We start from the raw sequence: 24,340 nt of genomic DNA, 5'->3' as shown, positions 1-24,340 counted from the left end.
CTCCATACTGCACTGGCTCCAATATGAACCAGCATTGGGACGGCAGACTGTTATTGTTGTTGGCTGCTATTTTTCCGGTTTGTCAGCTGAACCTGCTGACTTGCCATCAGACTTTACCTCTTTTTTTGCTTTCTGGATTGCGTTTTCCGCAGCCAGGGTCTTGTCCTTGTCCAGCACCGCAGCAACCTTGTCCTTTATTGCCTTGGCCACTTCCTCATCCATCATGCCCATTTCATCTTGAATGTGGGCAATCCATTGTCCTGCCTGTTTTTTCTGGCTTTTTACATCGTCCTTGGCCGATGCAGGAACCTTGAGATCTTGCAGATGCCTGAACGTCAGAATCGCATCACTGTATTGCTTGTTTTCATACTGGGCGATGCCCTTGACCAGGTAAGCCTTGGCCCGCATCTTGGGTTCACGACTTCGAGTAGCCTTGGTCGCGGCTTTTACCGCCTCGGACCACTTGGACATATCGAGATTAACCTGCGCAGCGCTGTAATACAGATCCGGGTTGTCTGTCACCTTGGCGGCCTGTAACAGCGCTTCCAGCGCTTTGTCATGCTCCTTGGCCTGCAGCCATGCTTCGGACAGGAACTTCAGGTTCTTTTCGGTCGGCTTGACCATTTCCTTTTCCAGTCCTTCCTGAACCACGCTGGCCGCTTCAAAGGGGTCCTGGTTAAACGCGTACATCTTCGCGAGATTCATGTACTCGGTTTCCTTTTCAAGGTAACCCATCTTTCTCGCCAGTTCATAGACTGTCAACGAGCGCGTTGTATTGCCGACAGTAAAATACAAGCCTGACAACTGTTGCCAGTATTCCCGGGTCTTGGGAAATTCCCTGACCATTTCTTCGAGAATGGTGATTGCGTTCTGGTAATCCTTTTTCTGGAAATACAAACCAAGCAACAACTTGTACCAGGCCTCCTGGGCCTGATCATCATTCCTGATGGCGATTTCCAGGTGCTTGATTGCATTATCCGGAGATTTCAGCTGCGCATAGGAGATGCCCGCCAGCGCATGAGTTCGACCAATCGGTTTGGTTTCGTAAGTGAAACAGCGCTTGACCGTATCGATAGTCTTTTTGTACTGCTCCTGGGCCATGTAGACCTGGGCCAGGTTGTACAGGATCGAATGAGCCAGCGATTCGGGGATGGTGTTGTTTTTCAGTGCATCCTCAAAATGACGCTCGGCCTTGGGATACTGCTCCTTCGAGGCATAGATAAAGGCGTAGGTCTGGTGTCCCAGCGTACGCAAGTAAGGATCATGCTCCATGGACGGAAAAATGGTATCCAGCTTGGATTTTGCCTGGTCATATTTCTCATCGCCAATCATCAACTGCACGTCACCCAGGTGCTTGTGCATGCGCTCTGTAAGATTGTTCGCGGCATGTACCTGTGGCGCCAGGCTGGCGAGAATCAACAGGGACAATATTTTACGGAACACCATATTTAGCCTCTTACTGTTCCAGCTTGAATTCGATGGTCTGGGTTGCGCGCTGGCGCACAGGTTTGCCACCTTCAAGTTTCGCCCGGAATTTCCACTTCAGGATCGCCTGGATAGCAGCACGATCAAATACCTGGCGCGGCTTGGAATCCACAACGACGGCTTCGGCGACGGTTCCATCTTCCATAATTGTAAATTCAACCTTCACCCAGCCCTCGGTTCCAGACATGGCCGCGCGACGGGGATACTGTGGCGGAATACGAACAACCGGCACTACGTCACCGTCGCGCGAACCGCCGCCGGCACCGAGGAATGGTCCACCGGTCATCTTGTGTCGTGCCAGTTGCGGTATCTTGATGTTCAGGTCCGGCATGTCCGGGCGACTTTGTTCAGCGATCTTGGTAACCGGCTTTTGCGGTGGCTGCTTGGGCTCGGGCTTCTTCAGCTTCTGGCGGGTTTTGAGCTCAGTATCAGAGTCCCGCTTCAACCGGATAAAATCAATGGCGGCGCCGTTGTTTTTCGCGCTCTTGTACTTAAGATCATGGCTGATCAAACCCTGCATGACATAAAAAATGGCAAGGCTGGTGATAACACCTGCAGCAATAAATTTCGTGTAATACCAGTTGTTAATCATTACTGCACTGACGATCAGTTGTTGGTTGCGGCAATGGATATGTTATCCACGCCGGCAAGCTTGGTCTGGTCCATGACTTCCACCAGCAACCCGGTTTTTGATTTCTTGTCCGCCTGTATAACAACGGCACCTTCAGGGTTCTCAGCATGCAGCCGTTCAACATTGGCGCGTACAGCGGAAATATCCACTTTGCGCTTGTCGATCCAGATTTCATTCTGCTCGGTAATCCCGATCAGGATATTGCCACGCTCCTTGCGCTCGGCCGTCTTCGCACTCGGGCGATTCACATCAACACCGGATTCCTTGACAAAGGATGTGGTGACAATGAAAAAGATCAGCATAATGAAAACGATGTCGAGCATAGGGGTCATGTTGACCTCTACTTCTTCCTCATCATTAAATCGTCTTCTTCTCATGATTAATCCTCGTAAAAACGCAACAGGTCATTGAATCGTTCGCGCTCAAGACTGGCGCGATGACTTAACCTGGCACTGAAATAAAATCCGGACAGGGCGCTGACCAGGCCGGCCATGGTCGGAATCGTTGCCATGTATACACCCGATGCCATGGCACGCGCATTGCCAGTACCAAACGCGGCCATTACATCGAATACATGGATGATACCGGTAACCGTTCCCAGCAGCCCGAGCAACGGGCACAGGGCGATGATGGTCTTGATCATTCCCAGGTTGCGATTAAGCTCGAACTTCACCTCGGCCACATAATATTCGCGAATCTTGTGCGCATACCAGTCGTTCTTGATCTCACGCGCCTGCCATTTCTTGCTGAGCGACTCAACGTATGCCGGGAATATCTTTCCCATATACCAGTAACGTTCGATGATCAGCGTCCACAAGACAATGGTGATCAGCAGGATCACCCACAGCACCTGTCCGCCTGTATACAGGAAGTCGCGGATGCTGGTGAATGGCTCGAGCAGGAAATACATTATGACTTCGCACCTTCTGCATGCATGGCAATCAAGCCGGCGCTCTGCTCTTCAAGCACACCGATGATGAACTTGCTCTTGGTGTGGACCACCGTATAGAGCAGTACCAGCGGGATGGCTGTTACCAGGCCCAGTACCGTGGTGACCAGCGCCTGGGATATACCACCGGCCATGAGCTTCGGATCACCGGTACCAAACAGGGTGATCGCCTGGAAGGTTTCAATCATACCGGTAACCGTACCCAGCAGGCCCAACAACGGTGCGATAACGGCCAGGATCTTGATAATAGGCAGGCCTTTTTCAATCTCCGGGATATCCTTGAGTATGGCTTCGTCAATCTTCAGTTCGAGCGTCTCAACGTCAGTATTCCGGTTCTGTTCATAAACAGACAGGATGCGTCCCAGCGGATTGGTCGGATCCGCGGTCTTGCTTTGCAGCTGGCGCTTAACCGCCGCGTCGATCTTGTTCAGGGCCAGGTACCGATGGGCAACAATGGCCAGGCCGGCGAGGCCCAGCAATACAATGATATAACCGACCAGCTTGCCCTGGGCCAGGCGCTCGAAAAGATTCGGCGTTTGTACCAGCAGCGACAGGATAACGCCACGCGAAGGATCTACCGCCATCTCGACAAATCCTTCCTTGGCATCTTCCAGGTCTCCTGCCATGGAACCATATTGGCCAGCCGGCTGCCGACTCAATTCAGCAACCTTGTCGGTGTCGGACAGGTAACGCAGGAACTCGCCGTCAGAGACCAGGTTAAACAGCCCCACTCGTACGGTCGGACGGTTTTCTTCACCGCCGTCGGGCAGCAGGATCGGGCTTTCAAATTTCACAACTTTGCCGGACTCGATGATTTCACGCTGCAATTCAAACCAGAGTTTTTCCAGCTTGGCGATATCCGGCAACTCCTTGCTCTTGGCCAATTCACCGAGGAACGGCTGACGATCCTTGATATGGGCCGAGGTAATGGAGTTCTGGAAATTGGCCCGGGCATCTCCGGCAACCTGGCGAACCACACCGAATACTTCGCCGAGAGAACCCAGCTGCTCACGCAACTCGGTTTCCAGGACAGTCAGCTTCTTTTCATTTTTGTCGAAATCGGCCTTAAGGCGAGTGCTGCGCACTTTCTCGGCCGCCAGTTCCTGCTTGGCCTTGGCCAGCATCGCGGCACGCTTGGACTCTTCGTCGGCAAATTTTTTCAGACGCTGCCGGTTCTCGGCAGTTTCTTCGATTTTCGACTGCTGGACTTTTTGCAGCAACTCCGCGAACGGATCAGCCTTGGCGGGTTCATCCGCCGCCCACGCAGGGGTAATACACAGGCCGGAGATTAGTGTTGCCAATACAAGCTTTTTCATTGAATTGCCTCCGGTGCCTTGACGGGCATGGTAATCAGTTCGGGTGCCGCCTGCTTGCGCGCTATGCGCAATCCCTTCTGGATTGAATCATCATACTTGCCGGGCAATTCTTCCCAGGCGCGCTTGCCGTTGTTCCAGATGCCGGAATCGGAACCATCCAGGGTCTGGTACATGAGTGCAACCCGACCAACACGCAGGATATCCACGGTAACATCCTTGCCGCCGATGGCAACAACGTCGTGATAGGCCTCGATGGTGCGGCTGTATTCCAGTTCGATCTGGTAGGCTTCCATGATGCGGCGGTATTTTTCCGCCACGGTCACATCGGCACGGTTGATCATATCGCGGATTTCGCCAACCCGGTTGCCGCGCTCTTCCTTGAGGAATGGCGCGTCAAGCTCGATGAACTTGGACAGGGTGTCGGTCATGCGCATGATCAGCGGAATAATTTCGCGATTGGTCTCTTCGATGCTGACCATCTGCTGCTTGATGGACTCCATCTCCTTGACCTGCGAGTCGATCAGCTTTTCCAGGTGGTTGTTGTACAGGCGCAGGCTTTCTGTTTGCCGCAGCGTGTACTTGTAATCCTCGACCATTTGCTGGGTCTTGGTGGACATGGCGTCAATCCTGGTCTGGGTTGACCGGGCCGCTGCATCCACACCGGACTGGGTGGTGACCGCCTGCTTGAGGCCGTCATCCTTGGCCGGGTCCGCCGCAAAACCGGGGGCGGCTAATACCAGCATCAATAAACCCAGCGCACTGGCGCGGGAAGAGCCTGTTTTCGGATGCATTAATTCACTCCTGTACTCGCTTTGTCGTTGTCGTTTCCGACACAATAATTTTGCCACCGTCTGCAACTGACCGGGCTGCTAACACATTGGGGATAATCCGTTGTTCGTGGATATAGTCGTCACCAAAGCCAAATCAAAAACGTGTATATTTTTTCTTTTTAGTCCAGTGTTTGCAATGCCCAATCGGCCAGGCCGCCCGGGATATCGCTACACTTTACATCACTTTCCTCAGATTTCCAGTGGTTTGCACTGAAATTCCGCGTCAATTATTTGACGCCCGGACCAAAAAGAAAAAATAAAAAAAGGGGGAAGCCATAAAGGCCTCCCCCGATTTTTACTTGTCGTTACAACTCTACGTCGGATCAGAAATCCAGTGCGTAGCGAATGTACGAGAAGCGTCCGCGTGGGTCATGAACTGAGAAGTCATAACCTTCGGCTTCGGCATTAGAGAACGGCGGATCTTCGTCGGTCAGGTTGTTGGCACCAACGCTGAACTTGCCGTAACCGGAGTTGTAAGCCACGTTCAAATCCCAGGTGACAAACTCATCAACCGTGGTTTCCTCACCAGTAGTAGCATCCGGGTAGCCGGCATTGTAGCTATCGATGAAGTTACGGGTCAGGTTAACCGTGTAGCTGGCTGCATCCCATGCAATACCAAACTGGTTACGCTCCTTCGGACGGTTGTACTCGCCGATCAGTTCTTCGTACGGTTCGGTCGGGATCGGACGACGCTTGAAGGACTGCACTACGGTAGATACGTAGGAGAAGCCCAGCTTGCCACCACCCAGTTTCAGACCGTAGTTCAGAGACAGGTCATAACCGTTGGTCTTCTGGCCGGCGATGTTGGTGAAGCCATCGTTAATGAACAGGATTTGACCAGGAATCGGGTTACCTGTTACCGGATCAACACCAGTTGATGGTCCACGGTTTACGCGGCCCGGGAATGAACTTTCATTGTCCAGGATGTACTGAGTGTTGGCATCGATAACGTCGTCGTGCACGTAGCTCCACAAGTCATAACCGATGCTGAAGCCCTTCAACGGTTCCAGAACCAGACCGAAGTACGTGGACTCTGAAGTTTCCGGATCCAGGTCCGGGTTACCGGCGAAGATCGTGCGGTACTGTGAACCACCACAATCCGCGCTGGCGCCAGTATATTGACAGCGACTGGTATCAATCAGGAAAGGATAGGACTCAGACTCGCCCAGGTACAGTTCGGCCAGTGACGGCGCCCGGAAACCGGTGCCATAAGAACCGCGCAGTACCACCATGTCGATCGGCTGGTAACGCAGGGCGATTTTCGGGTTGGTGGTCGCACCGAAGTCACTGTAGTCATCACGACGACCGGCAACCTGCAGTTCCAGGCCACTCATAAGCGGTGCGCTGGCTTCCACGTGGAAAGACGTCAGCTCACGACTGCCGTTGGAAGACGTGCCACCGGAACCGATGATCTGGCCCTGCGCAGACAGGGAGTCCGGGTTGTCGCTGACACGCTCTTCACGACTTTCCAGACCGACCGCCATGGACAGAGGACCGGCTGGCAGTTGCATGACTTCGCCGGCTGCCTTGAAATCCCAGGCTTCCAGGTTGGAAATGGCGATACGACTGGTGCTGGCACGGATGCTGTCCAGTACGGCCTGATCATTGGTCGTAGTGCCGAACGGGTTAATGGTGCCGTCATTAATGGCGCCAATCAGGGCCAGGCGATTCACGTAGTTGGAACCGGTATCCACGGTACGAGAACGGCTACGAGTAGTGGCCAGTTCCCAGTCCCATCCAGCAAAGTCGCCCTTGATACCGACGAGGCCACGAGTGGCTGCGGTTTCAATGGAGCTGGTACGTGGACCCATTTCCAGCATACGCCAGCGAACAAATACGTCTTCACCGTATGTATTGAATGGCTGAGCAGTAGGAACCACAACACCTTCCACGTCACCGAACAACGGGGTCGGCGCCATTTCAGAGTAGGTCTTGTTCTGGTTGAATGATACCGACGCAAACATGTCGATACCGCCGCCCAGCTGGTGATTAAAGTTCACCAGTGAACCGGCGCGGGTGGTGGATGGAATCAACGACATGAACGGGTTGTAATCAAAGAAGCCATTGATATCGATCCATGCGCCTGTAGTCGCTGAACGAACGTTCGAGATCGGGTAAGCCGAGCTTCGGAAGTCATAACCACCATTGGCAGTTTGATCAGCACTGGACGAGAAATCACGATCGGTGAGCATGACAATTTCACGATCGAAGTAGTTCAACGCAAAGTTCAGGCTGGTCTTGCCGTTGCTGGTGCCACCAATGAAGTTGAACGCCTGCTCGTCACCGCCGCCACCGGCAGTTGCGCCGACACGAACGTCACCAGAAGCGCCCTGGTAGTTATCCTTCAAGATGAAGTTGATAACACCGGCCAGTGCTTCAGAACCGTATACAGCAGAGGCGCCGTCTTTCAGGATTTCGATGCGTTCGATGGCGCCCAGCGGAATGCTGTTCAGGTCAACGAATGAATCGGTGATGTTCTGGGAGAAGCCGTAGTTGGCAACGCGACGACCATTAATCAATACCAGGGTAGCATCCTGGCCCAGACCGCGCATGGAGATGGCTGATGAACCCGGTGCGAAAGAGTTACTGAACTTCTCATCGTAGGCACCGCCGCCGTTTGAAGTCAGGTTCTGAAGCAGTTCGGAAACAGTGCTGACACCAGAACGCTCGATATCTTCCTTGTCAATCACCAGAACCGGTGATGGACCTTCCATATCGGTACGCTTGATGTGAGAACCGGTGACTTGTACTTTGTCGAGTTTCGCGGCGTCTTCGTCTTTCTCCGCAGAGAAAGCGATAGGACTGGCGAGGCTCAGGCACAGCGTCATTGGAATACCAATGGACGCCAATCTCCTTGTCAGGAGACTTAACGCTGGTTTGGACATAATGCCCCCCTGTTGTTTGGTTTGTTTTTCAAGTTGCTTATTTCGTGTCTGTAAACACTTTTTGGGGCAAGACCCGTTGCATCACTCGGGAGATCAGCTTCGCGCGTATACACCCACCCCAATATGCCCGGTAATTTAGTACTTTGCTCCCGATTAAACAAGTGATTCATTAAATAAAATCGATATATACGCTATATCATTAATCACTAATATTACCTGTTACTAATATAAATCGATCGACCGCTCATTATTCGCCTCGCGACCAAGAATCCACTGCACACCGGTGCATGAAATCATGGGAGCAATAGAAGGCCTGCTCTTTGATTCATATCAATAATTAATATGGAGTGCGAACGAGATGGGGGGAATATCTGAACAAGGGCTTTTTGGATGGTGACCGCCAAAGTTGGCACCATTGAACGACATCGTTCGTAATGTTGATTCAGGCGCGACACGAGACCAGCAAGGAAACGTGGCTTCAGGGCTTTGTTTCAGGCGCCTCCTGCAGATACCCCGCTTCCGTCAGCAGCTTGTCGAGCAGCTCTACGTTATAGCCGGAGACCACGTGCTTGCCGATTTTTACCGTCGGCACCGTCAGCTCACCGCTGACACGCTTTAATTCAGCCTGCATGGCAAGATTGTCACTGACATCGTGCACGGAGTAGGCAAGTTTCTTGCCATCAAGATATTGCCGCACCAGGTCACAGCTGGCGCAACGAGGAGTGAGGTATAACGTCACGGGATAAGTCACGTTCCGGGTATTCCTGCGCCCGGACTCACGCGAGCTGCCGGTCTGGTAACCAAAATCCTTTTCTTCCACCTTGTAGCCGGAGTCTTGCGGGGCCGGCTTGTCGTGATACGAAACGTTGCCCTCTGCATCGACCCACTTGTAGAGCCGCTCGGCGTGGACATCAACCACACCAACAAGCACTGCCAACAGCAGCCACGCAGCATGGATTGTCAGGCGTGTACGATTTTTCATCTAGATTCCCCGTATCCGGATATGCATACCACCCAGCTTCTTTCGATTCTGTTCACGATCCCACCAGATGCCGGCAAAAAAACCCACTATCAGCGCGGCCACAGCGACTGCGATCCAGACGATATTGATACCGGCTTCGGCCATTTTTGCTCGCGTCTCGGCCGCGGCCAGCGCGTCACGCATTTCCGATTCCGCCTGCAGTCGGGCTTCATCATTCTGGCGGGCGAGATCATGCTGCTCGGTAATCGAACCAAGCTGCTTTTCCAGGATCATAACCTTGTCATTGGCGGTGCGCAGCTCCACGCGAGCATCGTTCAATTGTTTGCGCACCTCTTTGAGCACCGCCGCAGACGGTTGTTGACGACTCAAGAAGCGACTCTCCACCCAGCCTTCAACGCCACCCAGGCGAATTTGCGTATAGGCACCCTGGCGCTGCACTACTTCGGGCTCATCGCCGGTTTTGAGTTGCCCGGACGCCGGCTGTACATCCGTCGGACCAGGAAAAACCGGCACAGTCAGCTTGTCAGTCACATGCACGGTTTCCGCCAGCACCGGCGAGATTCCACCAGCGCCGACCAGCACCATTGCCATAATGCTCACGTAGCGGCATGCGGCCACGATTGATCTCCCTTTCAATGCCATGCTCATCCTCGTTGCTGTCCCGGTTACGCGGCCAGGCCCGAATGCCTTAACAAGGCATCAATGCTGGGCTTGCGGCCACGAAACGCAACGAACAGCTCCATTGCCGGTTGCGAACCGCCGCGCTCGAGAATTTCCTCGAGAAACGCACGACCGGTAGCCTGGTCAAACAGGCCGTTTTCCTCGAACTTGCCAAAAGCATCGGCGGACAATACTTCGGCCCACTTGTAACTATAATACCCCGCCGCGTAGCCACCACCAAAAATGTGACTAAAGCCATTCTGAAACCGATTAAAGTGAGGCGGCTCGACCACGGCGACCTCCTGCCTTACCGAATCAAGCAAGGCCTGCGGCGATGGCCATTGGCCGTATTCCGCGTGCAGGCGCAAATCAAAAATGGAAAACTCCAGCTGCCGCGCCAACTGCATGGCCGACTGGAAATTGCGCGCGGCATACAACTTGTCAAACAACTCCGCCGGCAGGCGGTCACCGGCCTGGTAGTGACCGGAGATGCTATCCACCACGTCGCGCTGCCAGCACCAGTTTTCCATGAACTGGGACGGCAGCTCCACGGCATCCCATTCGACGCCGTTAATGCCGGCAACACTGACATAATCCACCTGGGTCAACATGTGATGCAGGCCGTGGCCAAACTCATGAAACAGCGTGGTGACCTCGTCGTGCGTCAACAATGAAGGCTGGCTGCCAACCGGCGGTGAAAAATTGCACACAAGGTAGGCCACCGGCTGCTGAACATGGTCACCGCTACGCTTGCGGGTAATGCAGTCATCCATCCAGGCACCACCGCGCTTGTGCGGTCGTGCATAACAATCGAGATAGAACGCGCCGCGAGCTTGATTATCGGCATCATATATCTGGAAGAACCGGACATCGTCATGCCAGGTCTCCACGTCGTTGCGCGCCTCAACGCGCATGCCGTAGAGGCGGCCGATGAGATCAAACATGCCATCAAGCACCTTGGGCAACGGGAAGTACGGACGCAATTGTTCCTGCGACAACGCGTACTGCTGTTGGCGCAGCTTTTCTCCATAATAGGGGATGTCCCAGGCCTGCAACGGCCCATCGAGCCCTTGTTGCCGGGCAAACTGTTCAAGCATCTGGCGATCTTTCAGCGCGACGTCGCGTGATCGACCGGACAGGTCATACAAGAAGTCGCTGACTTCGGAAACCGTATCGGCCATTTTGCGCGCCAGCGACAATTCAGCGTAATTGGCAAATCCCAGCAGCCCGGCCATTTCATGACGTAACTGCAGGATCTCATCTATTAAAGGTGCGTTATCCCACTGCCCGGCATTGGGGCCCTGGTCACTGGCCCGGGTTGAGAAGGCGGTATACACCTGCTCACGCAAATCCCGGCTATCAGCGTATTCCACCAGGCCAAGATACGACGGCGCATCGAGGGTAAAGCGCCAACCCTGAACCCCGGCCCGTTCTGCGGTTTGCCGCGCCAGCGCCAGCGCTGACTCCGGCAGCCCTGCCAGCTCGGCCTCATTGATGATATCCAGGTGCCAGCCATGAGTGGCATCGAGCACATTGCGCGAAAACTGGTTGCTCAAAAGTGCCAGGCGCTTCTTTATTTCCGCAAACCGCGCCTTGTCTGCGCCTTCCAGTTCAGCGCCATTGAGACGGAATTCGCGCAAGACATTGTTCACCAGCTGGCGCTGGGCCACGTCCAGCTGCGCAAATTCGTCGCTGTCAGCAAGCAAGCGGTAGCGCTCGTAGAGCTTCGGGTTTTGCGCGATCTCGGTTGCGTACTCGCTGATTTTTGGCAGGCAGCGTTCGTAGACGTCGCGCAAGGCTTCGCTGTCCATCACCGAGTTCAGGTGCGAAACCGGTGACCATACCCGGTGCAGGCGCTCATCCAGGCTTTCCATAATGGCGACAAACCGGTCCCAGCCCGTGGCCGCGTCATCGGCGACAAGGCCGGTAATGGCAGCGCGATTCTCCATTAATACCTGGTCCAGTGCCGGCTCCACATGCTCCGGGCGAATCGCCGCAAACGGCGGCAGGTTATAGTGATTCATTAGCGGATTGCTGGTGTCATTCATACTGGTAAACCCTGTTATTGTTATGCGTCGGTGTGAGTCGGATTCAATCAATCAAGTTTACGCATAACGGGCGCATCAGGCCAAACATGCGTATGATCTGCCGGTATGAGCACAGATTCCCGAGACCACGATTTATCCGGCCATCCCTACGATGCGCTGACCCCGGATGTCATTCTCGACAGTGTTGAAGTGGCATTGTCGGTGCGCTGCACCGGCGCGTTGCAGCCGCTGAACAGTTATGAAAATCGTGTATACCGTGTGGATATCGAAGACCAGGCGCCGGTAGCGGTCAAGTTTTACCGGCCCGGGCGCTGGAGCGATGCCACCATTCTCGAGGAGCATGCCTTTGCCCTCGAGCTGGCCGGCCACGAAGTGCCTGTTGTCGCGCCGACCATTGTCGATGGCCAGACCCTGCTGCGCCACCAGGTTGCAAACGGCGAGTTCCGGTTTGCCGTATTTCCGTGGGCGCCGGGGCGCCGACCCGAGCTGAATTCCCGTGATGACCGGGTTCGCCTGGGCCGCTATCTTGGCCGCCTGCATAACATTGGCGCCAGCGCCAGGTTCAGGCACCGACTGGCACTGGGCATAGATAACTACGGTCGCGACTCGGTCCGGTTCCTGCTGGATAACCCGTTTGTTCCCGACTACCTGCGCACTTCCTACGAGCAAATCAGCAAACTGGTCATCGAACATTGCGACATATTGTTCCAGCGTCATCGCCCGCAGTCATTGATACGCCTGCACGGTGACTTTCACCTGAGCAACGTGCTGAGCTGGGAAGGCAATGTTTACCTGGTGGACCTGGACGATACACTCACCGGTCCGGCCATCCAGGACCTGTGGATGTTGCTCGAGGGCAGTGAAACCGACATGGCCGAACAGCTGGAACAGTTGCTGGAAGGCTACGAAACTTTTCGCGCCTTTGATCGCAACGAGATCGGGCTCATCGAAGCCCTGCGTAGCCTGCGACTGCTGCACTACAGCGCCTGGCTTGCGCGCCGCTGGCACGACCCGGCGTTCCCTCACAACTTTCCCTGGTTTGATACGCCGCGCTACTGGGAAGAACAGATTCAGACCCTGCAGGAACAGCTGGCCAAGCTGCAACAACCACCGCTGCAATTGCAGGGCAGTTACAATTTCGACGCGTGGTAAGATTGATATATTGATACAACCGGGCGACACAACTGTCGTCGTATTTTCTGGTGAAGGCTATGGCAGAACATTTTGATTTCCTGGTAATTGGCGGTGGCAGTGGTGGCATCGCGTCAGCCCGTCGTGCCGCCTCCTACGGCGCCCGCGTGGCACTTATTGAAGGCGGCGCCATTGGCGGCACCTGCGTCAACGTCGGCTGCGTACCGAAAAAAGTCATGTGGAATGCCGCGCACATGGCCGAGGCCGTGGCTGATGCGCCGGCCTACGGTTTTGATATCAGCAACAACGGTTTTGACTGGGCGAAACTGAAAAACAGTCGCGACGCCTACATCAAGCGACTTAACGGCATCTATGATCGCAACCTCGACGCCAGCAAGATCACCCGCATCAACGGCTGGGCGAGCTTCAAGGACAAGAAAACCGTAGTTGTTGGCGAACAGGAATATACCGGCAGTCATATTCTCATCGCTGTCGGCGGCACGCCCATGGTACCCGACCTGCCGGGCGCCGAGCTGGGCATTACCAGTGACGGATTTTTCGAGCTGGAGCAACAACCGTCGAACGTGCTGGTCATTGGTGGCGGTTATATTGCCGTGGAACTGGCCGGTGTGTTGCACGCACTGGGCTCGAAAGTCACGCTGCTGCTACGCGGTGAAATGTTCCTGAAAAATTTTGACGTCAGCTTGCGCGAAACCCTGATGGAAGAAATGCTGGCAACGGGTATTAACATACTCACCTGCGTCGATATGGATCGCCTGGAAAAGAATGACAAGGGTCATGTCAGCATTCATGCCAAGACCGGTGATCACTGGGGTGATTTTGATTGTGTCATCTGGGCCACCGGCCGCAAACCCAAGACCGAAACACTCGGGCTCGATCATGCCGGTATCGCCGTGGACAAACGCGGATTTATTCCCACCGATGAATTCCAGCAAACCAATGTTGAAGGCGTCTACGCTGTCGGTGACGTGACCGGTCAAATGGCACTGACGCCGGTTGCCATTGCCGCCGGCCGACGCCTGGCTGATCGCCTGTTCGACAATCGCACTGACAGCAAACTGGATTACAGCAACATCGCCAGCGTTGTTTTCAGTCACCCGCCCATTGGCACAGTCGGCTTGAGCGAAGAAGAAGCCGGTGCGCAATACGGCGAAAGCATGGTCAAGGTATACCAGTCGCGTTTTACCAACATGTACCACGCAGTCATGGAGCGCAAGTCGCCGACAGTCATGAAGCTGGTCACTGTCGGTGATGATGAAAAAATTGTCGGCGTCCACATCATCGGAACCGCCGCCGACGAAATCATCCAGGGTTTTGCTGTCGCCGTGAAAATGGGCGCGCGCAAACGTGACTTTGATAATACTGTTGCCATCCACCCGACCGCGGCTGAAGAACTGGTCACCATGCGCTAGAATATTTATCGGGGGTCATCATGATTCGAAAGTACAAGGATATTTCACCCGCGCTGGGCAGCCGCGTCTACGTGGATGAACAGGCCTGCGTCATCGGTGACGTAGTGCTTGGTGATGACTGCTCCATCTGGCCGATGGCGGTGCTGCGCGGCGACGTCAACAGTATCAGGGTTGGCGCGCGCACCAATATCCAGGACGGCAGCGTTGTACACGTTACCCACAGGTTCAGCTCCTTGCCCGAAGGTCACGCGGTCAGCATTGGCAACGACGTCACCATCGGGCACAACGTGACCGTCCACGGTTGCAGCATTGGCGATGAATGCCTGATAGGCATTGGCTCAACCATTCTTGATGGCGCCGTTATCCACAAGCACGTGTTACTGGGTGCCGGGTCACTTGTCACTGAAGGCAAGGAACTGCACGGTGGCTATTTATGGCTGGGCAGGCCGGCCAAAAAGGTTCGCGAACTGACTGAAGATGAAATCAAGTGGTTCACTTATTCCGCGAATCATTACAGAAAATTGAAAGATGACTACCTGGCCTAATACATTAAAAAATTAATTAGTTATCGGCCAGCCACCTCCCGAATTGTCTCAAGATTCCTCAAAAACACCCGATATCACTTACAGTTTCACAAACTGACGGTAGGCGCCCAGAGTACATTATTATTGATGTATTCAATAAAGGCGGCTACTATCTTCGGTGACAGGAGCGGCGGTACCGCGCTGCCATAAATCCCCCGGCATAAAGGACCAGTCATCAGATACTGGACTGAAACAGAGAGCCGATGGTGCGTGCCGGTGTGCATTTTTGTATGACGACTTAAATCAGGATTACTATAAATAATGAGCAAGATAGCCAATCGTCTGAACAAATACCTGGTCCAGCAACAACTGTCATATCGCGCCGCCAAACCCGGGGAATTGCCACCTGCAAACCTGATCGTTGCCAGGCTCCTGTGCGACGACAACGACTGCGCGCTGGTGGTTTTTCCAGCATCACTGCATTTCGATATAACTGTACTGTCCACCCTGACTGGCAGGAACTGGCACGACGCCAGTGAAGCCCGGGTACGGAAGTTGTTTGACGACTGTGATCCGCGCAACCTGCCGGCAATGGCGGGCGCCTATGGCATCAACGCGCTAGTCGATGATTCCATCAGCTCCTTTGCATCAGTAACATTTCCGGCGGGCAACACGGAAACCATTATCGAAATGGCGCGGGCAGATTTCGCTCAAAGCCTTGGAAAAGCACAACGACTGTCGTTTGCGTCGGACAAGGAAGCTGCGCCGATACTGGATGCTCGAGTCAATGACCAGCCAGATCTTTATCTCAAGCTGACCAGGCTTGAGTTACCAATGATGCCGGAATCGGCAACACGCATATTGCGTTTCATGAACCACCCGCATGCACGAATCGATGAGCTGGTCAGCGTTATCGAAGCTGACCCGGCACTGACAGGGCAAATTCTTCGCTACGCGAGCTCACCGTTTTTCGGTTTTCAGGGTGAAATTGATTCCGTCCACAAGGCCATTACTATCGTGCTTGGCCAGGACATGGTTTACAGCATTGCACTCGGGCTGAGCATGCTTGGCAAGCTGATGATGCCACGGCAACAACGCAAGGAATTCACCCGTCACGCGGTTTACTGCGCGGCACTGAGCCAGGAAATTGCCCGCAGCCTTCCCAGGAAGTACGGCGCCAAACAGGGTCGCGCTTACCTCGCCGGCCTGTTACACAATATCGGGCGTGCGTTACTGTATCACCTGTACCCGACGGATATGGCAGGTATCGCCGAAGAGTTTCAGCAACACCCTGAACGACCATTGACCGAGATAGAATCCGAGGCGCTGCAAATCAACCATACGCAGGCTGGACTACTGTTGCTGCAACAATGGAAACTGGATTCGGCCATTTTCAATACCGCGTGCTACCACCATAACGAAGACTATAATGGCGATGACGCATTGTATTGTCATATCACCCTGCTGGCTAACCGATTCCTGGCGACCCGCGATATTGGCGAAGAAATTACCGACGTGCTGCCAGCATCAATACTTGCCCGCTACGAAATTGACGAAATAAACCTGCAGCTCAACCTAGAGGATATTCTCGACGCCGCTGAACACCTCGACGGTATGGTAAACATGCTTGCCCCCTGAGGCGGTCACTTGACCCGGCGATTGTCTTGTTCCAAAAATAAAGCTACCGTTGCGGCTTGACTGGTAATCAACTGACAACCCGGGAATCCGTTCATGAGCTCCGCTGTTTGCGCCAAACTCCTCATCCTGTTCGCATCCATCGTCCTGGTAGCTGCGGCCCTGTCCGCAATAGGCCTGTGGCGCGCCGTAGTCACACAACAGAACCACCACACGATTACTGCCTGGCGCAATGCTGTTGCCCTGCCCGGCGCCATGGGTATCTTCATGTTATCCATGGCCGCGGTACGCCCGGTCATATACATGGGTGAAGTTGCCGATACCTTGCTGGTCTGGTCACTGGCGGCTTCGGGCACCGCCCTGGCCATGTCCTGGCCGGTAGCGGCCATCACCGGCGAACACGGTCTGAGCCCGAAAAGGAATTTTCTCAATCTTTATGTGTACGGCGGCAACGTCGTCGGCGTAGTCGGCGCGATTGTTGGAACCGCGATTATCCTGGTCGGCGCCATCAAGTCTGCCATGGAGCTGGCCAACAACGGTTTCTGATTCACGACCGGTTTATTCAACCAGCTTGAGGCGAAACTCCTTGCCGCCATCGGCATGCACCGAATCGTAAGCCCGAATAATCACTTCCCGTGTACCAGCCGGCACCTGCACGCCACTCAAACCACGCGTAAACGGTTGCTCATCCACGTGTGGATGCAGCAATACACGCGTACCCAGCACCTTGCCGTCAGGGCTGAGCACTTCCCACTTGTTGGCATAATGATCCCAGCCGGCATCATCATGTTTCAGCGTGACCCGAAATTGCCAGCCGTCAGCCTGCCTTGTGGCAATGGCATTGACCACGTCCGCTTCTCCCGCCGACGCGAACTGCGCGCACAGCGTTAACAACATGGCAGTTACAGGCAGCCCCTGTTGGCGCATAAGCTCCTCCATTATTCATATTGCGGTTAAGTCCGGTCTTGATCCGGGATACAATAGCCAGCCAGCACCAGGCCAGCTTGACCAGCATAACATTCGGGCGCACTTCAGGGACAATGACCAGTAACAAGAGCAAGGGCAACAATACACCGGAAATTCACAAGGGCGCTGGTCACAGCGCCCCGTACCCGGTCAGTCGTCTCGGCGCGGCCGTCGAGCTGGTGGACCTGGCAAGGCAAATTCAGGATGCCGATCAACTGACTCACGCCAAGGCCAACGCCAAGTTGCGCATTATTGCCGACCAGATCCGAGTTTTACAAAACGAGGCACGCAAGGTGCTGGAAGACGTCAAGCAGGAACAGGACCTGCACCGGGTGCAATGCAACTTTCCACGCAAACCCGGGCAAATGTGTCACCTGTACCGGAAACCCGATGGCAAACGCTACTTTTCCTTGCTGTCGCCCGAAGACTGGAACGGTACACCACCCCATGATTATCTCGGCAGTTTCCGCCTGGAAGCCGACATGTCATGGACACCGCTGGACAAGCTTGGTGAATCCGATAACAGCCGTGAGTTGGTCAATCGATTGCTCGCCGCAAGTTTCGATCCGGAGCGCTGACAATAACCGTTTCTGCCGTGGGCTGACGCGACGCTGAATTTGGGCTAGGCTTGCTGTTGATTCAATCTCGTCGAGTAACCATTCACTTATGCCCGTTACTGCCATTAAGGAATTTCTACGATACGAAGCTGCAAGCGGCATCCTGTTGCTGATTGCTGCCGTTGTCGCAATGGTGGTTGAAAATTCCGTCGCCAAGCCATTTTATGATGCACTGCTTGGTACACCCGTAGAAGTACGGATAGGCGCATTTCAAATCGCCAAGCCTTTGTTGCTCTGGATCAATGACGGCCTGATGGCGGTATTTTTCTTCCTGATCGGGCTCGAGATAAAGCGCGAGTTTCTTGCCGGCGAACTGTCTGACCCGGCACGCGTGGTCTTGCCGGTTATTGCCGCTATCGGTGGCATGGCAGTCCCGGCTGCCATTTATTCGTTTGTCAATTGGGGTGACGCCGTTGCCATGAAGGGCTGGGCGATCCCGTCGGCAACTGACATCGCCTTTGCTCTTGGCGTGCTTGCCTTGCTCGGTGACCGGGTACCGGCATCACTGAAAATTTTCCTCATGACCCTGGCCATAGTCGATGACCTTGGCGCTATTGTTATCATCGCGTTGTTTTATACAGCCGACTTGTCAGTCACATCGCTTGTTGTCGCGGCACTGGCATTGTCGTCGCTGTTCGTACTCAATCGACGTGGCGTACTGAACATCACACCGTACATTCTCGTTACCGTGGTGTTGTGGATTGCCGTGTTGAAGTCGGGCGTGCACGCAACCCTGGCCGGTGTACTGGCGGCGTTCTTTATCCCGTTCAGACATGAACCGGGATCGACCACGACTCAACTGGAAAAGCTGGAACATGATCTGCATCCGGCCGTGGCCTTTGGCATCCTGCCGCTGTTTGCTTTTGCCAATACCGGCATATCTCTTGATGGTCTTGGTATCGAGTCTTTGACTCATACTGTGCCACTGGGCATTGCCGCCGGCCTGTTTCTCGGTAACCAGCTGGGCGTATTCGGGTTCACCTGGCTGGCGGTGCAACTGGGTTTTGCCAAGTTGCCCAAGGATGCAGGCTGGCTGCATGTTTACGGTGTGTCACTGCTGTGCGGCATCGGCTTTACCATGAGCCTGTTTATCAGCTCCCTGGCATTTGAACAGGGCGGCCCTGACTTCGCTGTCGATGACAGGCTTGGCATCCTGGTTGGCTCAATACTATCCGGTGTGCTGGGCTACCTGGTATTGCGCATTAGCGCGGCACGACAGCCGCACTAGCAGGCCGCACAGTGCGGCCCGGGCGTAGCGTTATAAATTAACTCATACCCAGGTTGAGCCGGGTCTGGACGTTCAATATACTTGCCCAGGCAACCGATCCCGGCTCAGGAAAACAAGAATAACAACTCATGGCAACCACAAGCAGGACAATAAAGCAGGCGGATTTTAACCCCAGGGTATGTAGCTACTGGACATTGCTCTGGGTATTCGGGGTTGGCATTACCGGCGTGGGCATCTTGCTGTTACCTTTCATCATCCCGCTGGCATTCAAACTGACAAGGTTATACCTGTCGCACATGAGTTGTACGCTGACACAGCATTCCCTGGTCGTTAAAAAAGGCATCCTGGTCAAGACCGAGAAAACCATTCCGCTTGAGAAGATCACGGATCTCGGTTTATTGCAGGGCCCGATTATGCGCCTGTTTGATATACATGCCATGTCCATCGAAACAGCCGGCAGTACCGGTTCCAGTTCGCCCTATGCGTTTGGCAGCCCGCTGATTTCCATCGCCGGCATCATCGATGTAAAGGAATTCCGGCAACAAATATTGGACCAGATTGAGCTAGCAGCAGATAACAGTGGCTCAACTGCGACTACACAAAATATTGATGCCGGACTGTTGACCGATATTCGTGACACGCTTCACAGGATTGAGCACCAGCTAAACCGTGACAATTAGCCCTGGCCGATAGCCGGCGTAGTCGTGGCCATAGAAAGATGATGGGCTAAACGGGCGGCGTGCTCACAGATACGATCCACGGACCGAATTGCTTCCAGCCGGCGCGTGCCCTCATCAACGCTGATCGCATTACGCGCAACACTGGTCATGACCTGGTTGCGCAACTCGCCGGCCCGGCCACCGATGGTCGCGGCCAGCGCCACGCCGCGCTCGGCTGCAACCAGGTGATTTTCTGACTCCACGTCATCAATAATCGCCAACAGATCAAGGATAATGGTATCCCGATCCTGCTCAAGTTCCAGCATACGTGCCGCCGTGTCGAGGCGGCTGCCGCCTTCAAAACACCGATCATGCAAACGCTGGGCATGGTCCATGGCATGAAACAGGCTGACCAGTTGCGCATGTCGCTGGCTGTCAGCATCATGCAGTTCAATGGCATCAACAAAGGCCGCGGTTTTCAATAACTCGTTTTTCAGTTCGACCAGGTTACCAAAGCTGCCACGACTGTTGTCACCCAGGACAAACACCAGGTGACGCATTAACGCCAACGACTCCGCGCGCAACGCTGCGGCGGCGGCATTCAGTGCCGATGGCGCATCCTGTAACAACTTGCGATCAAGGCCACGGGTATAAACCGGTGCAGTGTGGGGAATCATGCGCTCCACCAGGGCAGCAAACTGCCGGGTGAGTGGCAACACGATGATTACACCGAGCGTATTAAAACTTGTGTGAAATGTTATCAAGGCAATCTCGGCATGGCTGTCCAGTTGCCCGGGCGCCACGGCATGCCACAACAGCATATACGGTGATATCAGCAACAAGGCGCCGGTGCCGGTAAAGCAGTTATAGATGACATGGGACAAACCGGTACGACGCGCATTCACCGTGGTGCCGATGGTGGCCAGCGCAGTTGTTACGGTTGTACCCACATCCATGCCCACTACCAGCGCCGCGGCCTGCGGGAAGCTGATGGCGCCGGCATGCAATGCCGTCAGTGACAAGGCGACACCGGCACTGGAAGACTGGGTGATAGCGCTGAACAACATGCCCGCCAGGAACAGGCCAAGACGACTACGCACGCTGTCCGCGGGAAAACTCTCCGGCGTCAGCCATTGCTGCAGGGGCGCGGCACCCTGTTGCATCACGTAGATACCGACAAAGATCACGCCAAAACCGGCAATGGCCATGCCAATAACTGACGCCCGACCACGGGCAAACAGGCGGAACAACACACCCACCAGGATCAAGGGCAGCAGCACAACGCCAACCTGCAACTTGAAGCCCAGCAATACCACCAGCCAACCGGTCATGGTCGTGCCGATATTGGCACCAAAGACGATGCCCAATGCTTCGGCAAAGCCCATGGACCCGGCGCCCACCAGGCCCACCGCCGCAACCGTCGTTGCACTGGAGGATTGCAGGATCGCCGTCATCACCGTACCGGTCATGGCGCCGGTTAAGGGAGTATGGGTAAAACGCAGCAACATACGGCGCATGACATCGCCAGTGAGTGAACGCAGGCTGTCGGTGAGTATCACCATGCCCAGCAGAAACAGGCCCAGCCCGCCCAGGGTCTGGATGATCACGGCAGCCATGTTGACCGGGGAATCCGGCATCGGGGGAGTCCTTGCTACAGGTAGCCCAAGGAAAAGAGTAACATGGCGTAGATATTTAATTCAGCCTAAATCATGGAGGCCGAATCACACCAGGGACTCCGGGAATGACTGAACAATTCACCGGCCGACCTGCAGATCTGTCGTCGTTATGGCATTTGGACATCCGGGCAAGATCATGGATTTTCGGGAATTATTTTCAAGAGTAAATTTTGATCATGGAGATATGCCATGTGTGCAGCTTTATTCCGGGTGATATTCGTATCAATAATTGCATTTTCTTTTGTCTCGCCTGTTTCTCACGCCAGTGACATCGAGAACTGGCGCTCCGTTTTACACGACGTTTCTGAATTTGAATCAAAGAATATCTCGCATTTCGCATCGCATGACTTTTCCAGGCTGATATCAAACCGAGACGCAGCAGAACAAGACCCAATGTCCAGCTATGAAGGCGTCTTCGGCCCACGATACCGGCGCATAGATTTTTATATTCAGGCCAAAAGAGAATCGGAACAACGCTATCAGATAACAGGCAAAAGCAGGCTGGGGAAAATATTCGAGCACTTTCCGGGCACGCCGTTCTGACCGGAATACGACGACCAAAAATTCAGTATTTCAACGAGGATGTTTTTATAGCCATGTTTGACATGGCTCTTGCCGAACCAGGCGATAAAGACGGTGATGGAGTATTTTCAGGTATCTTCGCCGCACTGTTCCGAATTACTGACACCGGGGTGAAGATATTTTGGGCAGAGTCAGGGGATTACAGGGAATGGAACGACATATTTGTTGGCGAATGGCGCCGGAATGGACGCGATCTTTCCCGAAAGGTTGTGTTTTCATTCCATGCAGCAGGATTGCATACCAAGCTACCATATACTGGAGATTTTAGTTCTTTAGTGAGAGAAGGAGAGGGGCCAGGATTGGAAATAATCAACGATAAGTATCTTCCATACGGCTGGAAAAATTATGACTACTTACACAACAAGGAATATTGGTGGAAATAGTTAAGAAGAAAAAACAAATCAATGCTTCGCCATTTGTATCTGGTCAAGCCAATTGGTTCCATTTGGCTTCAGAGTCACACTACAGCGACCAGCTTTAGAGCCGTCCGGACTTTTGTTTAAATAAGCGCGGAGGGATTTGAATATAATCCCTCCGCACCTTTATTTTGAATATTACCAAATTTCCTTTTCAAGGATTAAACCGGGTTACCATAAATACCCTGCCGCCAGTCCCAGACCAATCACTGCTGCCACCCATAAGCAACTTGTCGTCTGATTGAATAGCAACCGCGTTACCTGTCGTGCCAGCTGTCGGGTGCACTGATACACCACCGGTTCCAAAAGTCGTATCAAGGATCATAGCGCCGGTACCGTTACCATTAATTCGCATAATAAACGCGTGCGATGCGGTCCCGTACATACTGTTTCCAACCACAATAATATTGTCATCTGCAGTAACGGCTACGGCATTTCCGAATGTGAACAAATCGCCCTCGTCAAGATCGAGGAACTGAGCAAACCCGCCACTGCTGTCAACCCGATAAACTGACACACAACAACCACCGGCTTTGTTGTATTGGCCGACAACAATGATACGTCCGAGTGAGTCAATCGCCACGGCGTTGGCTTCGGCGTCATAAGCGGTAAAGGCGATTGTATGGTTTCCGGAAAGTCCAAACGTGGTATCCGGGGTACCGTCAATATTAAGCCGCGATACGATCATATCCTTGGTCGTCGTATTGTTCCAGACAGCGTAATAGTACCCGGCAACTACAATTTTTCCGTCATCCTGGATTGCCATTGCGTGCGCGTAACTTCCTGCTGGACCGAACGTGGCATACCCTTTGCGTTTACCCGGGTTTAATGAATCGGCATCACCAAAAGTCGTATCCAGGGTGCCATTACTGTTATATCGCAGTACACGCATGTGCGCGGCGACATCGGTCACTGACCAGCCAGCAACAAGGATCTTGCCGTCGGGCAAGACCGCCACATCGCGTCCGGCTCCGTTGCCAAACGAAATAGAGTCAGTTGTTTTACCGTCTACACTGTAACTAGTATCAAGTACTGGTGGAATGCCTGTCGTAAACCTGACTGATCCGAATTCAGATGTCGTAGCAGATTTGAATTGTTGTCCTGCCAGCACAACCTTCCCGTCAGCCTGCAGTGCAACGCCATAAGCGATATCATCAATACCGTTGAAATCTGCCTGGTAACCGTCTATACAACCCGATATATAAGTACCATCTTCGGGGATACACACCCAGGAAAAATTAGCGAGTCCCGTAGAAACCTGCCTGGAATAACCGGCAAGTATGATTTCACCATCCGGCCTGATGGCCAGGTCATGCCCGTAATTATCATGCAGCAACGGGCCAGCCGTAGCGATGCCACTACCTCCGCCGAAACCCGCATCAAGCGACCCGGGTGCCGCCCCGGGAGCGGCAGTATCACTCGGTCCCGGACAGCCTGACAACACGACTGCAAGCACTATTACCAGATTCAATCTCATACTTTCGTATAACATTCGTAACCTCCTGCCTATCTCAATGAACAGGATTCAGGATACGCTAAATATATATATAATTTCCACCACTAAAATATAGACCTGTAAAAAAGACGCGACCTCTTGGTAGATATAAATAGAACTTGGAAGGTTTTACGTTTTAATCCGTGGTGATCAAAAGATTCATGATTGAAGTTATCAAGCTGATCAAGGGGT

The 24,340-nt window shown here is 53.8% G+C and carries 23 protein-coding genes; 10 read left to right on the top strand and 13 right to left on the bottom strand.

The genetic code is table 11. The annotated features are described in order from the left end of the window. Positions 1–66: 66 nt before the first annotated feature. The 10 genes from OEZ10_05895 to OEZ10_05850 all read right to left on the bottom strand — a co-directional run bounded on the left by OEZ10_05895 (position 67) and on the right by OEZ10_05850 (position 11,786). The gene (locus OEZ10_05895) at positions 67–1,446 is read right to left on the bottom strand and encodes a tetratricopeptide repeat protein (protein MDH5632513.1); all 1,380 of its coding nucleotides are present in this window, start codon (positions 1,444–1,446) and stop codon (positions 67–69) included. Positions 1,447–1,456: 10 nt separating this feature from the next. Then, a complete protein-coding gene (locus OEZ10_05890; GenBank protein ID MDH5632512.1) occupies positions 1,457–2,077 on the bottom strand; it encodes an energy transducer TonB in 621 nt (206 codons plus the stop codon). A gap of 14 nt (positions 2,078–2,091) precedes the next feature. Continuing rightward, on the bottom strand, positions 2,092–2,493 hold the full coding sequence (locus tag OEZ10_05885) for a biopolymer transporter ExbD (GenBank protein ID MDH5632511.1): 402 nt from the start codon (positions 2,491–2,493) through the stop codon (positions 2,092–2,094). Between the two features lie 2 nt (positions 2,494–2,495). Continuing rightward, positions 2,496–3,026: a MotA/TolQ/ExbB proton channel family protein gene (locus OEZ10_05880; GenBank protein MDH5632510.1), complete on the bottom strand. Its 531-nt coding sequence runs from the start codon at positions 3,024–3,026 to the stop codon at positions 2,496–2,498. Next, positions 3,026–4,381 carry a MotA/TolQ/ExbB proton channel family protein gene (locus OEZ10_05875; GenBank protein ID MDH5632509.1) on the bottom strand — a complete coding sequence of 452 codons (1,356 nt, stop codon included), beginning with the start codon at positions 4,379–4,381 and terminating at the stop codon, positions 3,026–3,028. The genes OEZ10_05880 and OEZ10_05875 overlap by 1 nt, the downstream gene beginning before the upstream one ends. Next, positions 4,378–5,172: a DUF3450 domain-containing protein gene (locus tag OEZ10_05870; GenBank protein MDH5632508.1), complete on the bottom strand. Its 795-nt coding sequence runs from the start codon at positions 5,170–5,172 to the stop codon at positions 4,378–4,380. The genes OEZ10_05875 and OEZ10_05870 overlap by 4 nt, the downstream gene beginning before the upstream one ends. A gap of 362 nt (positions 5,173–5,534) precedes the next feature. Continuing rightward, the gene (locus OEZ10_05865) at positions 5,535–8,096 is read right to left on the bottom strand and encodes a TonB-dependent receptor (protein MDH5632507.1); all 2,562 of its coding nucleotides are present in this window, start codon (positions 8,094–8,096) and stop codon (positions 5,535–5,537) included. Positions 8,097–8,574: 478 nt separating this feature from the next. Beyond that, positions 8,575–9,078 (bottom strand): glutaredoxin family protein, encoded by a 504-nt coding sequence (locus OEZ10_05860; GenBank protein MDH5632506.1) that lies wholly within the window; start codon positions 9,076–9,078, stop codon positions 8,575–8,577. After that, a complete protein-coding gene (locus tag OEZ10_05855; protein ID MDH5632505.1) occupies positions 9,079–9,720 on the bottom strand; it encodes a hypothetical protein in 642 nt (213 codons plus the stop codon). 23 nt (positions 9,721–9,743) lie between these two features. Further along, positions 9,744–11,786: a M3 family metallopeptidase gene (locus OEZ10_05850; GenBank protein ID MDH5632504.1), complete on the bottom strand. Its 2,043-nt coding sequence runs from the start codon at positions 11,784–11,786 to the stop codon at positions 9,744–9,746. 105 nt (positions 11,787–11,891) lie between these two features. Between OEZ10_05850 and OEZ10_05845 the strand changes: the two genes are divergently transcribed. From OEZ10_05845 to OEZ10_05825, 5 genes are all read left to right on the top strand, one after another. Next, positions 11,892–12,938: a serine/threonine protein kinase gene (locus tag OEZ10_05845; protein MDH5632503.1), complete on the top strand. Its 1,047-nt coding sequence runs from the start codon at positions 11,892–11,894 to the stop codon at positions 12,936–12,938. A 59-nt stretch (positions 12,939–12,997) separates the two neighbouring features. Continuing rightward, entirely contained in the window at positions 12,998–14,350 is a 1,353-nt protein-coding gene (gene gorA / locus OEZ10_05840; GenBank protein MDH5632502.1) for a glutathione-disulfide reductase, read from the top strand. 20 nt (positions 14,351–14,370) lie between these two features. Then, positions 14,371–14,895, top strand: coding sequence for a gamma carbonic anhydrase family protein (locus OEZ10_05835; GenBank protein MDH5632501.1), 525 nt, complete (start codon positions 14,371–14,373; stop codon positions 14,893–14,895). Positions 14,896–15,195: 300 nt separating this feature from the next. Continuing rightward, positions 15,196–16,512: an HDOD domain-containing protein gene (locus OEZ10_05830; GenBank protein ID MDH5632500.1), complete on the top strand. Its 1,317-nt coding sequence runs from the start codon at positions 15,196–15,198 to the stop codon at positions 16,510–16,512. 93 nt (positions 16,513–16,605) lie between these two features. Continuing rightward, positions 16,606–17,055 carry a hypothetical protein gene (locus tag OEZ10_05825; protein ID MDH5632499.1) on the top strand — a complete coding sequence of 150 codons (450 nt, stop codon included), beginning with the start codon at positions 16,606–16,608 and terminating at the stop codon, positions 17,053–17,055. A gap of 12 nt (positions 17,056–17,067) precedes the next feature. Here the strand turns inward: OEZ10_05825 and OEZ10_05820 are convergent, their stop codons facing one another. Beyond that, complete coding sequence (locus OEZ10_05820) at positions 17,068–17,436, bottom strand: hypothetical protein (GenBank protein MDH5632498.1); 369 nt, start codon at positions 17,434–17,436, stop codon at positions 17,068–17,070. 113 nt (positions 17,437–17,549) lie between these two features. On the opposite strand from OEZ10_05820, the gene OEZ10_05815 reads away from it, so the two are divergent. The 3 genes from OEZ10_05815 (at position 17,550) to OEZ10_05805 (ending at position 20,000) form a co-directional block, all read left to right on the top strand. Further along, the gene (locus tag OEZ10_05815) at positions 17,550–18,053 is read left to right on the top strand and encodes a DUF2452 domain-containing protein (GenBank protein ID MDH5632497.1); all 504 of its coding nucleotides are present in this window, start codon (positions 17,550–17,552) and stop codon (positions 18,051–18,053) included. A gap of 88 nt (positions 18,054–18,141) precedes the next feature. Continuing rightward, positions 18,142–19,320 (top strand): Na+/H+ antiporter NhaA, encoded by a 1,179-nt coding sequence (nhaA, locus tag OEZ10_05810; GenBank protein ID MDH5632496.1) that lies wholly within the window; start codon positions 18,142–18,144, stop codon positions 19,318–19,320. 128 nt (positions 19,321–19,448) lie between these two features. After that, positions 19,449–20,000, top strand: coding sequence for a PH domain-containing protein (locus OEZ10_05805; protein MDH5632495.1), 552 nt, complete (start codon positions 19,449–19,451; stop codon positions 19,998–20,000). Here the strand turns inward: OEZ10_05805 and OEZ10_05800 are convergent. Further along, positions 19,997–21,616, bottom strand: a complete 1,620-nt coding sequence (locus OEZ10_05800; GenBank protein ID MDH5632494.1) for a Na/Pi symporter — start codon at positions 21,614–21,616, stop codon at positions 19,997–19,999. The two genes, OEZ10_05805 and OEZ10_05800, sit on opposite strands and share 4 nt — an antisense overlap. Before the next feature lie 228 nt (positions 21,617–21,844). Between OEZ10_05800 and OEZ10_05795 the strand changes: the two genes are divergently transcribed. After that, complete coding sequence (locus tag OEZ10_05795; GenBank protein MDH5632493.1) at positions 21,845–22,198, top strand: hypothetical protein; 354 nt, start codon at positions 21,845–21,847, stop codon at positions 22,196–22,198. Positions 22,199–22,251: 53 nt separating this feature from the next. Next, positions 22,252–22,620 (top strand): hypothetical protein, encoded by a 369-nt coding sequence (locus OEZ10_05790; GenBank protein MDH5632492.1) that lies wholly within the window; start codon positions 22,252–22,254, stop codon positions 22,618–22,620. Between the two features lie 187 nt (positions 22,621–22,807). Here OEZ10_05790 and OEZ10_05785 read toward each other — a convergent pair whose 3' ends face one another. After that, the gene (locus OEZ10_05785; GenBank protein ID MDH5632491.1) at positions 22,808–24,145 is read right to left on the bottom strand and encodes a hypothetical protein; all 1,338 of its coding nucleotides are present in this window, start codon (positions 24,143–24,145) and stop codon (positions 22,808–22,810) included. Between the last annotated feature and the right edge of the window lie 195 nt (positions 24,146–24,340).

It is taken from the genome of Gammaproteobacteria bacterium, from assembly GCA_029880545.1.
Taxonomy (GTDB): domain Bacteria; phylum Pseudomonadota; class Gammaproteobacteria; order Acidiferrobacterales; family SZUA-150; genus JAOUOD01.
This window is presented reverse-complemented; position numbering and strand designations above follow the sequence as displayed.

Bases quoted from the DNA above. Each gene is read 5' to 3' on its own strand.
- OEZ10_05825 (MDH5632499.1), top strand. From the start codon at position 16,606: ATGAGCTCCGCTGTTTGCGCCAAACTCCTCATCCTGTTCGCATCCATC.
- OEZ10_05870 (MDH5632508.1), bottom strand. From the start codon at position 5,172: ATGCATCCGAAAACAGGCTCTTCCCGCGCCAGTGCGCTGGGTTTATTG.
- OEZ10_05820 (MDH5632498.1), bottom strand. From the start codon at position 17,436: ATGCGCCAACAGGGGCTGCCTGTAACTGCCATGTTGTTAACGCTGTGC.
- OEZ10_05865 (MDH5632507.1), bottom strand. From the start codon at position 8,096: ATGTCCAAACCAGCGTTAAGTCTCCTGACAAGGAGATTGGCGTCCATT.
- OEZ10_05815 (MDH5632497.1), top strand. From the start codon at position 17,550: ATGACCAGTAACAAGAGCAAGGGCAACAATACACCGGAAATTCACAAG.
- OEZ10_05860 (MDH5632506.1), bottom strand. From the start codon at position 9,078: ATGAAAAATCGTACACGCCTGACAATCCATGCTGCGTGGCTGCTGTTG.
- OEZ10_05805 (MDH5632495.1), top strand. From the start codon at position 19,449: ATGGCAACCACAAGCAGGACAATAAAGCAGGCGGATTTTAACCCCAGG.
- OEZ10_05795 (MDH5632493.1), top strand. From the start codon at position 21,845: ATGTGTGCAGCTTTATTCCGGGTGATATTCGTATCAATAATTGCATTT.
- OEZ10_05880 (MDH5632510.1), bottom strand. From the start codon at position 3,026: ATGTATTTCCTGCTCGAGCCATTCACCAGCATCCGCGACTTCCTGTAT.
- OEZ10_05895 (MDH5632513.1), bottom strand. From the start codon at position 1,446: ATGGTGTTCCGTAAAATATTGTCCCTGTTGATTCTCGCCAGCCTGGCG.
- gorA (MDH5632502.1), top strand. From the start codon at position 12,998: ATGGCAGAACATTTTGATTTCCTGGTAATTGGCGGTGGCAGTGGTGGC.
- OEZ10_05875 (MDH5632509.1), bottom strand. From the start codon at position 4,381: ATGAAAAAGCTTGTATTGGCAACACTAATCTCCGGCCTGTGTATTACC.
- OEZ10_05845 (MDH5632503.1), top strand. From the start codon at position 11,892: ATGAGCACAGATTCCCGAGACCACGATTTATCCGGCCATCCCTACGAT.
- OEZ10_05885 (MDH5632511.1), bottom strand. From the start codon at position 2,493: ATGAGAAGAAGACGATTTAATGATGAGGAAGAAGTAGAGGTCAACATG.
- OEZ10_05830 (MDH5632500.1), top strand. From the start codon at position 15,196: ATGAGCAAGATAGCCAATCGTCTGAACAAATACCTGGTCCAGCAACAA.
- OEZ10_05785 (MDH5632491.1), bottom strand. From the start codon at position 24,145: ATGTTATACGAAAGTATGAGATTGAATCTGGTAATAGTGCTTGCAGTC.
- nhaA (MDH5632496.1), top strand. From the start codon at position 18,142: ATGCCCGTTACTGCCATTAAGGAATTTCTACGATACGAAGCTGCAAGC.
- OEZ10_05890 (MDH5632512.1), bottom strand. From the start codon at position 2,077: ATGATTAACAACTGGTATTACACGAAATTTATTGCTGCAGGTGTTATC.
- OEZ10_05835 (MDH5632501.1), top strand. From the start codon at position 14,371: ATGATTCGAAAGTACAAGGATATTTCACCCGCGCTGGGCAGCCGCGTC.
- OEZ10_05800 (MDH5632494.1), bottom strand. From the start codon at position 21,616: ATGCCGGATTCCCCGGTCAACATGGCTGCCGTGATCATCCAGACCCTG.
- OEZ10_05790 (MDH5632492.1), top strand. From the start codon at position 22,252: ATGTTTGACATGGCTCTTGCCGAACCAGGCGATAAAGACGGTGATGGA.
- OEZ10_05855 (MDH5632505.1), bottom strand. From the start codon at position 9,720: ATGGCATTGAAAGGGAGATCAATCGTGGCCGCATGCCGCTACGTGAGC.
- OEZ10_05850 (MDH5632504.1), bottom strand. From the start codon at position 11,786: ATGAATGACACCAGCAATCCGCTAATGAATCACTATAACCTGCCGCCG.